We start from the raw sequence: 12,157 nt of genomic DNA on the forward strand, positions 1-12,157 counted from the left end.
GGCCTGACGCCGGTTTTCTCCATGACGGTCAACGCACTGCCGAGGGGCCAGGCATCGTCAAGGCTCTGTCACTTTGCCTTCGTCGTAGTGCTCGATCTGACGTAGTAACGCGTCCTCCAGCTCAAGCATGGCGCACTCCATGGATTTGCAGCATGCAGCCACTTTTTCGCGATCGAAATCCTCATGGCAGGCTGCTTCGAGTGCCTCGCAGCGGTCGATCAAGCGGGATGCCTGCACTATCCGGGCTGCGCCTTTGATTTTGTGGGCAATGTCCTGCAGCGCCTGCGTATCCCCTGAGCTGGATAGTGCCAACAGTGTTTGCAGATCCTGGCGGTTACTATTCACTAACTCGTTGAGCAATCGCCGGTTCAACATCGGGTTGCCTCCGGTCATCAGTTTCAACCCGTGCAGGTTGAACGCCGGGGTTGTCTGGGTGGGCCCAATGCCTTCCACCCATTGACTCAAGGCACCGAGGCTGAGGGGTTTGAACAGGCAGTCGTCCATTCCCGCCTGTTTGCAGCGCTGTACTTCTTCCGGTTGCGCGTTGGCGGTAAAGCCGAGAACGGTGCAAGGAGGACGATGGTTTTGTCGTTCATGCTGGCGAATGGCGCGGGCCAGCTCGTAACCGTTCATGACCGGCATGTTGCAATCGGCGATCACCAGATCAAACGGCTGGTCTTTCCATGCATCCAGTCCCTCCTGGCCATCGGCCGCGACGGTAAATCGATGTCCAAGAAACTCCAGTTGCTGGCACGTGAGCAAGCGATTGGCCGGGTGATCGTCGACTACCAGCACACTCAACGGGTTTGTGGCGACGATGATTTGCGTTTCGGCCACCTGGGCTGACTGTTGCAGCGGCAACGTTTCCAGCAGCAGCAACACCTCCACTTGAGTGCCGACGCCCGGCTCGCTGCGCAATTGCAGACTGCCGCCCATCATCTCGCAGAGGTTGCGGCTGATCACCAGCCCCAGCCCTGCGCCCCCCCTGGCCGATTGCATGGCGTTGTCGGCCTGGGCGAAGGGTTCGAACAGGTGCTGTTGATCCTGTTCGCTGATCCCGATACCACTGTCGTGAACCTGCACCTGCATCTGCACGCGCCCGGATTGCGTTGCCGGCTGCAGATCGACAATGACCCGGACCTGACCTTGCTCGGTAAACTTGATGGCATTGCTGATCAGGTTGGACAGCACTTGCTTGAAGCGCAAAGGGTCCAGCAACACATCGAAGGTCGGGTTGGCCGGTGAGAACTCCAGTACCAGCTCGAGCTCCTTCTGTCGGGCCAGGCCATCGAAAATCCGCACGACCGAGGCTACGAGTTCACCCGCAATAACGCGCTCCGGGCTCAGGCTCAAGCGTCCTGATTCGATTCTGGCAATGTCTAGAATGTCGCCAATCAGCTCCAGCAACCCTTTCGCCGAGTTGTACGCGACATCAATGGCCGCACGCTCCGGGTGCTGATGATCAAGACGCTTGAGTGTCAGTTCAAGCATGCCAATGATTGCATTCATCGGCGTGCGGATCTCATGGCTCATCGTGGCCAGAAACGTGCTTTTGGCCCGGTTTGCGTTATCGGCACGTTCTTTCGCGCAACGCAGATCATCGAGCAGTTGCCGCCGTTCGCTGATATCGATCCAGCCACCGATAATGCCTTGCACTTTTGCGCTGGAATCCCGATAGGGAAGAATCCAGTGATAGATCGTCAGCCGCCGGCCGCCAATGTGCAGTTCGCGATCGACGATCAAAGGCCTGCCCTCGGCCACCACGCGTTGGTAGTCAGCCTGGTACTCCCGGGCTTCGAATACATTGCTCATCGAGCCCTGCATGACACTTTTGCCGATGACATCTTCACGCCTGGCACTGAACGCTTGCAGGTAACTGTCGTTGCAACTTTGCAGTAGCCCCTGGCGATCACGTACGTAGATCGGATGGGGCGTGCCATTGACCAGCGATCGCATGAACTCGAACTGATCGTTCAACGCCCGCTCGGCGGCCTTGCGTTGCTTGATCTGGCGTCGCATGTAGTCGTTCCACGCAATGGAAATCAGCAACAGCGCGCCGGCACCGATGACGATCTGATAGAACAGTCGTTGATAGTTGCGCCAGGTGTTTTGCGAAGACGCCGAATAGCCGCGCCAACGGCTGTTGATGATGCCCAGCTCTTCCGGCGAGATGCTGAGTAACGCCTTGTCGAGAATCGCGTTCAGCTCTTTGGCGCCCTGAGCGGTGGCAAGGGAAAACGCTGCCTGCTCGGTGCCGATGGTGGTGCTGATTTGCAGTGTGTGCTCGAACAGTCGCGACGAAATGAAGTAATTGGCAATGATCAGTGAGTTCACCGCGCCCTCGGCCTGGCCTCCGGCGAGTAACTCTACGGCGCTGAAGGTGTCCGGGGCTTCGATCAACTTGATCCGGGGAAATTCTCTGCGCAGGTAGTCCATGAGTGGATTGCCGCGGGCAATGGCCAGGCGCTTGTCCTGCAACTGCACGAGGTTGGTCGGGCTGTCGGCGGCTTTGCGGGTCAGCAGGACGTAGGAATTTTCCAGAAAGGGTCGGGTAAAGTTCAGTTGGGTTTGACGTTGCGCGCTGGGAAGCAACGCGGCGATCACATCGGCCTTGTTGTCCTTGATCTGTTTGATCATCTCGTCATCGCTCCGACTGTGCCGGATGTCAAAGCGCAAGCCGGTGCGCAGTCTGATCAGCTCAAGCAAATCTGCGGTGACCCCGCGAAAGTTGCCGTTGCTATCGAAAAACGTCAGTGGCGCAAAGGCTTCGTTGACGACGACGCGCACTATCGGGTGGCGTGCCAGCCAGCGTTCTTCCCGTTCAGTGAGTTGCAATTTTTGATCGGTCAGCAGAATGTCGCTGCCGGCGCTCCAGCGTTTGGCGATGTTTTCTCGTTCACTGGAGGGGATGGCCGTGATCGTCGCGTTGATGATGCCAAGCAGCTCGGGGTTGTTCCTGTTAACGGCGAAGCTGAAACCATAGGCTTCATGTTTGCCGAAGTTGGCCATCCGGATATTGTTCAAGTATCCCTTGTTGATCATGTAGTGAGTTGAAATGGTGTCACCGAGAAACACGTCCGCCTGATCGAAAGCAACGGCGTTGATTGCATTCTGGTAGGAGGGATAGGACGTGATGATCGCCTTCGGGTACAACGCCCTGACTTCCGTCAGCGGCAAGTAGTGATACACCATGCTCAGGCGCAATCCGGCCAGGCCATCGGTGAGGGATCGGGTTTCCCCTTCGCGGGTCACCAATACGGGCTGGTCGACGGCATAGGGTATCGACAGTGCAATGTCGGCATTGCCAGCTTCGAATCCATTCGCGGTGCCTAGCAGATCGACTTCGCCGCTTTCCAGTGCGGCGATCGCGGCCCCTCGGGAATCGAAACGCTGAACCTTGACGGGCAAACCGGTTATTTTTTCCAGAAGACCCGCGTAATCGGCAGTAAACCCTTCATAGTCCTGCCCACTGGTGGTCAGGTCGAAAGGGGGGTAGTCCGGGGCCGACGTCCCGAGCGTCAGTTCTTGTTTTTGCTTTATCCATTGTCGTTGGGATTCATCCAGTCGAACCTCCATTGCTCCGGCCTTCGAACGGCTGAGCAGCGTGTAGTGTTCGCTGTTCGGTGCCCCAAACAACGAGGTGCTCACGCATAGACCTGCAGTCACCTGTATCAGATAAACCTTCAAACGGCTGGGCATCGAGGATCTCACACTAGCGCGTTTCGTTTAGCCATCTCGATTAGTTCAACCAGGGATTTGGCTTTGAGCTTCTGCATGAGGCGCTTTTTGTAGGTGCTCACGGTCTTGTTGCTCAGAAACATCCCCTTGGCGATTTCCTTGTTTGTGCGACCTTGGGCAAAAAGTTGCAAGACCATCAGTTCCCGGTCGTTTACGGATTTGAACAGTTCCAGTTCGATGCAGCGTGTTTCATCTCCGCGGATGGGGTTCAAGGCCTCGCTCGGAAAATAGTTGTAACCTGCAAATACCGCTTTTATGGCGCTGACCAGTTCACTGATGTCCTCTTGTTTGCAGACATAGCCCGAGGCACCGGATTGCATGCAACGAATGCCGAAAAGTGTCGGGCATTGTGCTGTCAGTACCAGTGTTTTAATAGGTGTATTCATTGCGTTGAATCGGGATAGCACTTCCAGGCCATCCAGTTTTGGAATGCTGATGTCGAGAATGACCAGATCCGGCATGCATTCGCGAACCATCTGCATGGCGTCGACCCCATTGTCAGTTTCGCCGACGACTTTGTAACCTTCATGCTCCAGCAGCATTCGAACGGCAAGGCGGATAACCGGGTGATCGTCGACAATAAAAACGGAGTTCATAATCAAGTCCCATGCGAGCTCAAATAAAGCGCGCACCTTAGCTCAGATACTTGAAGGGCCGCATGAACTGACCGAGCTGTAGCAGCAATATAGGAGAAATCCTACAGATTAAAAGGAATGGGACTACGTATCAACTAGGTTTCTTATTAGGAAGGCTAAGAAAGTCCAGCGCTTTGGTGCACTTTGGAAGGAAGTTGTCTGTAAGTTTTACGCTGTATGTTTTCCGGCTTTTATATGTCTCTTTTTTCTATAGTGGTGCTGAGGTCAACAAGTCTCTAAATTCAGATTGTTTCAGCGGTTTTATCAAGTATCCCAATAATGGCAGCCCGTAATCAGTGGCCGTTTTTACAAGCTCATCCAATTCAGACGTTGTCAGGCTACTCAGAATGATCGCCTGTCTGATCAGCCCTCGCTGGCTGGCGAACCGGACCAGATCGAGTCCCGTCAGATCGGGCAGGCATTGATCGCATAAAAGAATGTCGAACGGTTGGTCGGCCCCGAGCATTTGCTGCATGGCGCTTTTGGCGCTATCGGAGGTAGTCAGTCGGGTGAAACCATAACTTTCCAGCAAGTACTGAGTGGCTATTAGTTGGAAGGGATGGTCTTCCACCACGAGGATGCGTAGATCGTCTTCGGCCATGGGCGCACTTCATCTGTCGAACAGAAGGGAGGGCGATTGTTTCGCGAGAGTGCCGGACAAGCGATCAGTTTGCTCGACAGGTGCTGTAGGGCGATTCGACGAAACTTGAGTGCTGTTGGAGTTTGAAGGGGGGATCAGCCATTACGAATGCCGTAATGGCTGATCAATCGATAGACCTCAGTGGCTGGCGCGTCCGGTCATTTCCAAGGCCATGTCACTGGCATAGCTGTCGGTCATGCCGGCGATGAAATCAATCATGCGCAAAAACGAAGTGTGCAATGGGCCGTGAGGGTCGGGTGCATTGTTGCCCAGCAGATCAAGGATACGACGGCTCTTGAACGACGGCGTACGTCCGTTGTGTTGCTCCAGCGCTGCGCCGCAAAAGGCGTTGAGCAGGATTTCCAGTGTGGTGTAGGCACCGATCTCGTGCAGAGTCTTGCGTTTGTCCTGGAAGATTTTCTTGCGGGCCATGTCCTTGGCATTCAGCACGCAACGCTTGGCGGGACCGTGCATGTGTTCCACCAGGTCGCCGCAAAGCGTACCGGCCAACAGCGCATCCTGTTGCTCGACAAACGCCCGGGCCGCGGCATTGGTCAAGTGCTCGATGGCTTTACCGCGCAGTATCGCCAGTTTGCGTCGGCGCGAATCGCCGGGGCCGAGCTGGCGATAGGTCTCCGGCAAGTCATCGCCCACCAGGCCCAGCAGCAGGGATTCGACTTCGGCGTATTCCAGCAACTCCATTTCCAGGCCGTCTTCCAGGTCGATCAGTGCATAGCAGATGTCGTCGGCAGCCTCCATCAGGTACACCAGAGGATGTCGCGCCCAACGTTGCTCCTCCAGTTGTGGCAGGCCGAGTTTATGGGCGATCTGCTCGAGTAGCGGCAGCTCGCTCTGATAACAGCCGAACTTGTGTTTCTTGTAGCCCAGCGAGTCGGCGTGCCTGGCCGTCCATGGATACTTCAGGTACGTGCCCAGCGTTGCATAGGTCAGTCGGGTGCCGCCGTCGAACTGGTGATACTCCAGTTGAGTGAGTACCCGAAAGCCCTGGGCATTGCCTTCGAAATTCAGGAAGTCATTGCGCTCGGCTTCACTCATTGCATCCAGCCAGCCACGGCCGGCGGCTTGCTGGAACCAGTGCCGGATCGCGTCTTCACCGGAATGGCCGAACGGCGGGTTGCCGATGTCGTGTGCCAGGCAAGCCGACTGCACCACCATTCCCAGGTCGCTGGGTTCGCACCAGTCGGGCAGGGCATTGCGGATGGTTTCGCCGACCCGCATGCCCAGTGAACGACCCACGCAACTGACTTCCAGCGAGTGGGTCAGGCGCGTATGAATGTGATCATTGCTGGACACCGGATGGACCTGGGTCTTGCGCCCGAGGCGGCGGAAAGCCCCCGAGAAAATGATGCGGTCGTGGTCTTTGTGAAAAGGGCTGCGGCCGAGTTCTTCAGGGCTGTGCAGAGGCTTTCCGAGGCGTTCGCGGGTAAGCAGAGTGTGCCAATCCAAGGCGGGGTCTCTCCGTCAGGTGACTGATGGCCTAGCTTCCCGTTTCGCGCCATGACCTGCAAGCGGAACTACAACTCGGCGGCGTCGATATCGAGGCCTCCTTGTAAGATCTTTTTTTGGAGGGTGCCTGTTGACCGGATAGGCACACAGGATTGCACCCCTCGATAGAGGGGCGCATCCCGTCGGCATGGCAAGAATACAGCCAGAAAAAACTGGTCAGTCTTTGCGCGAAGAGCCCTGCGTGATCAGCTTGATCAGCGGCGCCAGTGTGGCACCGAGCCGGACCAACCGGGTCAGGCTGCTGAGGCCGCCACCGTTTTTTGCACCCTTGCCGCTCAGAAAGCCCAGCAAGGTGACGGCGGCCACGCCCCAGAGTGGCGCGTGCTTGATACCAAAACCGTCCTGCAGGTTTTGTGTGATCCCGCGCACCCGCTGCAAAGGTTGTAGCAGTTGCGCGGATTCGTGGCGGATTTCCTGACGATGCATTTCCATGCGCAAGCGGATCAGGGCCTTGCGCATTTCCGTGCGAGAGCTGTTGTGTGGCAATTCAGGCAGGCTCATGGCAGCAGGCGCTCCCGATCGTTGGCCAGCTCTTGCAGTGTGCCGTGGAAGGGCGAGGATTCATCGAAAATCGCTGCTCTCAAACGCATTGCACAGAATATGGCGGCGAGGGTGTAGAACACACAGAGCCCGATGATGGCGGTCAGGCGATAGGTGTCCCAGAACACGATAAGCACCAGCGTCGACAACCCCACCAACAGCAGCAATGCAAACACCAGTGCCAGGCCGGCAAACAGCAACAGGCTGACGGTGCGGGCTTTTTGTTCCTGCAATTCGATGCCGAACAGTTCGACATGGCTGTGCAGCAACCCAAGGAAGGCCGCGCCCAGGCGCCGCGATGAGGAGCTGCTGGTACCCGCTACAGACGGGCCGGATTCACCGATCGACATATCAGCGCCGGCTGGCCAGCAGGCCGATCAGGAACCCCACGCCGGCCGCGATCCCGACGGATTGCCAAGGGTTGGCCTGGACATAGTCTTCAGTGGCGGTGACAGCTGCCTTGCCGCGTTCGCGCAGGGAGTCTTCGGTCAGTTTCAGGGTTTCACGGGCACGCAAGAGACTGTCGTGAATCTGCTCGCGCAATTCGTCGGCCTGATCGCCGGCCAGGGTCGCGGTGTGCTCCAGCAACCGTTCGGTGTCACTGACCAGTGTCTGAAAATCGTTCATCAGGATTTCTTGGGCGGTCTTTGCCTGGGTGCGGGCCATGGTGGATCTCCTTAAGTGGCTTTCTGATGCGTTCGAGTATGAGCCTTCGGCGAAGGTTCAGTACAAATGACTGGTACAACTTTTGCTTTGTCGTGGTGCGCCGGTCGGCACCATTGCGCTATGGCCGGGCATGATTTCAGTAAAACCGTAGGACCAACAATCAAAAACTCGCGTAAACGTCCGGGGCGCGTTTTTCCTGGAGGGCGTCCGTGCGCCAAAGTGGTTCAACGAGATCAGTACGCTGATGCTTGGAAGCCGCAACTTGGTGCACGGACAGTCATCGCGAACTGCTTTGGTGCTTTTTTCTGCCATAAGGTCTGCCCATCCCATGGAAAACCTGCAAAGCGCTGTGGACACCCTGGTCCATAGCTCCAACACGCTGTTCATTCTGATCGGTGCGGTCATGGTTCTGGCCATGCACGCCGGTTTTGCCTTTCTCGAAGTCGGAACCGTGCGACAGAAAAACCAGGTCAATGCGTTGTCGAAAATCCTCAGTGACTTCGCCGTTTCGACACTGGCCTACTTCTTTATAGGCTATTGGATTTCCTATGGCGTGACATTCATGCAGCCAGCGGCCGTGCTCAATGCCGACCATGGCTATGGACTGGTGAAGTTTTTCTTCCTGCTGACCTTTGCGGCGGCGATCCCGGCGATCATTTCCGGCGGGATCGCCGAGCGCGCCCGGTTTGCCCCGCAATTGTGTGCAACCGCGTTGATTGTCGCGTTCATCTATCCGTTCTTCGAAGGCATGGTCTGGAATGGCAACCTGGGTTTGCAAGCCAGGTTGCTGGAGCGCTTCGGCGCCGGTTTCCATGATTTCGCAGGCTCCGTGGTGGTGCATGCCATGGGCGGTTGGCTGGCACTGGCGGCGGTGCTGTTGCTCGGGCCACGTAATGGCCGCTATCGCGAAGGTCGCCTGGTTGCGTTCGCGCCATCGAGCATTCCGTTTCTGGCGTTGGGCTCGTGGATCCTGATCGTTGGCTGGTTCGGCTTCAACGTCATGAGCGCGCAAACCCTGCAAGGTGTCAGCGGACTGGTGGCGGTGAACTCGCTGATGGCCATGGTGGGCGGTACGGTGGCGGCGTTGATTGTCGGGCGCAACGACCCCGGCTTTCTGCATAACGGTCCGTTGGCGGGCCTCGTGGCAATCTGTGCCGGTTCCGACCTGATGCATCCTGTGGGGGCGCTGGTCACCGGTGCCATCGCGGGGGCCCTGTTTGTCTGGTGCTTTACCGCGGCCCAAGGCAAATGGCGCATCGACGATGTATTGGGTGTGTGGCCGTTGCATGGCTTGTGCGGCGTGTGGGGCGGCATTGCCTGCGGCATTTTCGGTCAGAGCGCCTTGGGCGGGCTGGGTGGGGTCAGTTTGATCAGCCAGTTGATCGGTACTGCACTGGGCGTCACTGTGGCCCTGGCCGGCGGGTTTGCCGTGTATGGCGTGATCAAGGCGTTGCATGGATTGCGCCTGAGTCAGGAAGAGGAGTATTACGGCGCGGACCTGTCGATCCACAAGATCGGTGCCGTGAGCCAGGACTGATTCAGGTCTTTTCATCGTCTGTGGCATCAGGGCAGGGAGCTCAATGGCTCGACGGTTTTTCGGGGCAGGCCTAGAATGGTCAATTCATTATCTGGTTGAGCGCTCATGCTTCCCGAATGTCAGCTGTTCGGCACCCTTGGATGCCATCTCTGTGAAGTAGCCGAAGCCATGTTGATGGAGTTCGTCGAGCGCGGCCTGCTGGTGGAACTGGTGGATATCGCCGACGATGAAGTGTGGTTCGCCGCTTACAGCCTGCGAATTCCAGTGCTGCGACGAGTCGATACCGGCGCTGAACTGGGCTGGCCGTTCAGTGCCGATCAGGTGGTGAAATTCCTGCGTTAAGCGGTTTTTGCGCTGTTGGCATGTCCCGCCTGTCGAACTTTGCGATTGATCCCCTTGGCTTAATCGGTGTTGATCGGATACTGTATGCTCATACAGTTATTCGCGGCCCTGCCTTGCCGTTCCTGATTTTCGGGAGTGAGCCGGCAAGCCCGGGCGTGAGAGGGATGCATCGTGGTCAATGTCGAACAGTTGAAGAGCAGCGTGAACCGGATGTCCGCAGACGTCGTGCGCGAGGCCGTCCTTGAGTTGCGTCTGGATGGTCTGGTGACCGAAGGGAAAACACCCTTCAACAAAATTCATTTCAATACCTGTTTCGCAGAAATCGAAGCCTTGTTTCAACGCGCGGGTTATCACCGGCAACTCGATGTCGTGGGTTATCAGGGATTGTTGTACGCCCTGTATGACCCCGCTCGCTGGGAAGCGGTCGATGTACTGCGCTGGCTCAAGGAGTACACCGAAGCGGCGGCGCGCACGCAGATCCCGGCTTGAGGAATCTCCTCCAGGGGCGTTCCCGATTAGTTTTCACGGGAACACTAATTGATAACGCCCCCTAGGTTCATTCCCCTTGCTGTTGGATAATGCCAATCTGCACTGAGGGTTAGAGCTTTCGTATGTCCACTTCTTCTTTTTCCGCGGCACACAGTCAGGCCAGTACGCTCTACCTGCCACCCGGCCCGTGGCACACCGTTGTCGATTGCCTGTGCGAGCATTTCAGCGCCATCGGTCGTGAACAATGGCTGGACAGAATCGCCCGTGGCCGGGTCCTCGATGGGCAGGGCATGCCGATAGCCCTCGATCTGGCCTACAAGGAAGGTTTGCGGATTCATTATTTTCGCGAAGTGCCGGATGAAAAGCCGATCCCGGTGATCGAGTCGATCCTGTACGCGGACGAGCATCTGGTGGTGGCCGACAAACCGCACTTTCTGCCCGTGACGCCGGCTGGCGAATACGTCGAACAGACGCTGCTCAGGCGCTTGATCCGTCGCCTGGACAATCCGCATCTGGTGCCATTGCATCGCATCGACCGGCATACCGCAGGGCTGGTACTGTTTTCCGCCAATCCTCAGAGTCGTTCGGCTTATCAGTCGTTGTTTCCAACCCGGCAGATCGAAAAGCGTTACGAGGCCATCGCAGCGGCGTTGCCTGAGCTTGCTTTCCCGCTGGTGCATAAAAGCCGGCTGGTCGATGGCGAACCGTTCTTCCGTATGCAGGAGGGGCTCGGGGCGAGCAACACCGAGACTGCGGTGGACGTCAGGGAGAAACAGGGGGATCTCTGGCGTTACGGTCTTTACCCGGTGACGGGCAAGAAACATCAGCTGCGGGTACATATGGCAGCGTTGGGAGCCGGTATCTGCAACGACCCGTTTTACCCCGAGGTGCTCAAGGATGCGCAGGATGACTACGCCAATCCTTTGAAACTGCTAGCTCAGGGGCTGAAATTTATCGATCCGGTCACAGGCCGGGCGCGAGAGTTCGAGAGTGAAATCACCCTGCAATGGTGATCACAAAGCTACCCTGAAGCATTGTTCTTCAGGCATGAAAAAGCCCGCATCAAGCGGGCTTTTCTGTATCCGGCGGTGCCAGGATTACAGCTCCTTAACGGTACGAACCTGGTCTTTGTTGATACGGGTCTGTTTGCCGTCGAGCTGTTCGAATTCGTAGAAACCGGAATCCTTGTCGAAATCTGGCGTGTCGACGGCCTGGATTTCGCGACCGTCATTCAAGGTGATCACCGTAGGTGATGCGCAACCGGCGAGGGTGGCGAGACCGAGTGCGAGCATGAAAGTGGCGAGGGTCCGTTGAGTCATGAGTGTGTATCTCCGAAAAAGAAATCTTTGGTTACTGAACTTGAGACGTGCACCGTTCGCGCAAGTTCCTGATTAATCTCAGTCTGACACAGTGTTATGACCGCTTAACAGTTCCGGCGTGTTGAGGTTGGCCAGCCGAGGGTCCTTGTCGGGGCATTGCAGTGCGGTCGCACCGAGCTTGCGCATCAACCGGCCAGGGCTGCGCTCACCTTCGTTCCAGGCGTTTTCAAATGCTGCCCTGTGTAGCACAGGAATCACACACAACAACGGTTCCCAGTGGCCATCATGCCGCACCATCAGCGGCTTGTCCGGATGCAGGTTGGCGGCCTCGCGCATATTGCCGATCAGCGCCGCATCAATGCCGGGAACGTCGCAGGGCAGGACCAGCAGATGGGTATGACGAGCCGCTTTCAGGCCTGCGCGAATACCGGCCAGCGGCCCGGGGAAGTCACCTTCATCATCGTGGACCAACTGGTCGGCGTAGGGCTCGTACTTTTCAAGGTTGCGATTGCAGGAGATGATCAGGTCATCGGTCAGTGGACGGGTCTTGCGATGCAAGTGTGCAATCAGCGGTTCGCCGTGCCAGTCCAGCAATCCTTTATCCCGCCCGCCCATACGTTGGCCGCGCCCGCCCGCCAGGAGCAGAATGGAGCAGGGTGGCAATTGTGAATTCGAGGTCATGGCAGGTCTCCATGGGAGCGGCGAAAAAACCGAGCGCTGTGAT

The 12,157-nt window shown here is 57.2% G+C and carries 13 protein-coding genes; 4 read left to right on the forward strand and 9 right to left on the reverse strand.

Annotation, left to right across the window (positions count from 1 at the left end):
• Positions 1–57: 57 nt before the first annotated feature.
• The 7 genes from KW849_RS03745 to KW849_RS03775 form a co-directional block, all read right to left on the reverse strand.
• Positions 58–3,699: a transporter substrate-binding domain-containing protein gene (locus KW849_RS03745; RefSeq protein ID WP_218427739.1), complete on the reverse strand. Its 3,642-nt coding sequence runs from the start codon at positions 3,697–3,699 to the stop codon at positions 58–60.
• A gap of 8 nt (positions 3,700–3,707) precedes the next feature.
• Positions 3,708–4,334 carry a response regulator transcription factor gene (locus tag KW849_RS03750; RefSeq protein WP_218427741.1) on the reverse strand — a complete coding sequence of 209 codons (627 nt, stop codon included), beginning with the start codon at positions 4,332–4,334 and terminating at the stop codon, positions 3,708–3,710.
• A 247-nt stretch (positions 4,335–4,581) separates the two neighbouring features.
• Complete coding sequence (locus KW849_RS03755) at positions 4,582–4,974, reverse strand: response regulator (RefSeq protein ID WP_108219622.1); 393 nt, start codon at positions 4,972–4,974, stop codon at positions 4,582–4,584.
• A gap of 177 nt (positions 4,975–5,151) precedes the next feature.
• A complete protein-coding gene (locus tag KW849_RS03760) occupies positions 5,152–6,480 on the reverse strand; it encodes a deoxyguanosinetriphosphate triphosphohydrolase (RefSeq protein WP_108219621.1) in 1,329 nt (442 codons plus the stop codon).
• A 216-nt stretch (positions 6,481–6,696) separates the two neighbouring features.
• Positions 6,697–7,041: a hypothetical protein gene (locus KW849_RS03765; protein WP_108219620.1), complete on the reverse strand. Its 345-nt coding sequence runs from the start codon at positions 7,039–7,041 to the stop codon at positions 6,697–6,699.
• Positions 7,038–7,430: a phage holin family protein gene (locus KW849_RS03770; protein WP_218427743.1), complete on the reverse strand. Its 393-nt coding sequence runs from the start codon at positions 7,428–7,430 to the stop codon at positions 7,038–7,040. Before KW849_RS03770 ends, KW849_RS03765 begins: the two co-directional genes overlap by 4 nt.
• Before the next feature lies 1 nt (position 7,431).
• Positions 7,432–7,746 (reverse strand): YqjD family protein, encoded by a 315-nt coding sequence (locus KW849_RS03775; RefSeq protein ID WP_007983472.1) that lies wholly within the window; start codon positions 7,744–7,746, stop codon positions 7,432–7,434.
• 328 nt (positions 7,747–8,074) lie between these two features.
• Between KW849_RS03775 and KW849_RS03780 the strand changes: the two genes are divergently transcribed.
• The 4 genes from KW849_RS03780 (at position 8,075) to KW849_RS03795 (ending at position 11,127) form a co-directional block, all read left to right on the forward strand.
• Positions 8,075–9,283, forward strand: a complete 1,209-nt coding sequence (locus tag KW849_RS03780; RefSeq protein WP_218427745.1) for an ammonium transporter — start codon at positions 8,075–8,077, stop codon at positions 9,281–9,283.
• 105 nt (positions 9,284–9,388) lie between these two features.
• Complete coding sequence (locus KW849_RS03785) at positions 9,389–9,625, forward strand: glutaredoxin family protein (protein WP_218427747.1); 237 nt, start codon at positions 9,389–9,391, stop codon at positions 9,623–9,625.
• Between the two features lie 171 nt (positions 9,626–9,796).
• A complete protein-coding gene (locus KW849_RS03790; protein ID WP_218427749.1) occupies positions 9,797–10,114 on the forward strand; it encodes a transcriptional regulator in 318 nt (105 codons plus the stop codon).
• A gap of 122 nt (positions 10,115–10,236) precedes the next feature.
• Positions 10,237–11,127 (forward strand): pseudouridine synthase, encoded by an 891-nt coding sequence (locus tag KW849_RS03795; RefSeq protein ID WP_218427752.1) that lies wholly within the window; start codon positions 10,237–10,239, stop codon positions 11,125–11,127.
• An 84-nt stretch (positions 11,128–11,211) separates the two neighbouring features.
• On the opposite strand, the gene KW849_RS03800 is transcribed toward KW849_RS03795, so the two are convergent.
• On the reverse strand, positions 11,212–11,433 hold the full coding sequence (locus KW849_RS03800; protein WP_108219614.1) for a YgdI/YgdR family lipoprotein: 222 nt from the start codon (positions 11,431–11,433) through the stop codon (positions 11,212–11,214).
• Between the two features lie 78 nt (positions 11,434–11,511).
• The gene (gene mobA / locus KW849_RS03805; protein WP_218427754.1) at positions 11,512–12,114 is read right to left on the reverse strand and encodes a molybdenum cofactor guanylyltransferase MobA; all 603 of its coding nucleotides are present in this window, start codon (positions 12,112–12,114) and stop codon (positions 11,512–11,514) included.
• Positions 12,115–12,157: the final 43 nt, after the last annotated feature.

It is taken from the genome of Pseudomonas sp. PDM26 (assembly GCF_019219185.1).
In the GTDB taxonomy this organism is placed as follows: Bacteria; Pseudomonadota; Gammaproteobacteria; order Pseudomonadales; family Pseudomonadaceae; genus Aquipseudomonas.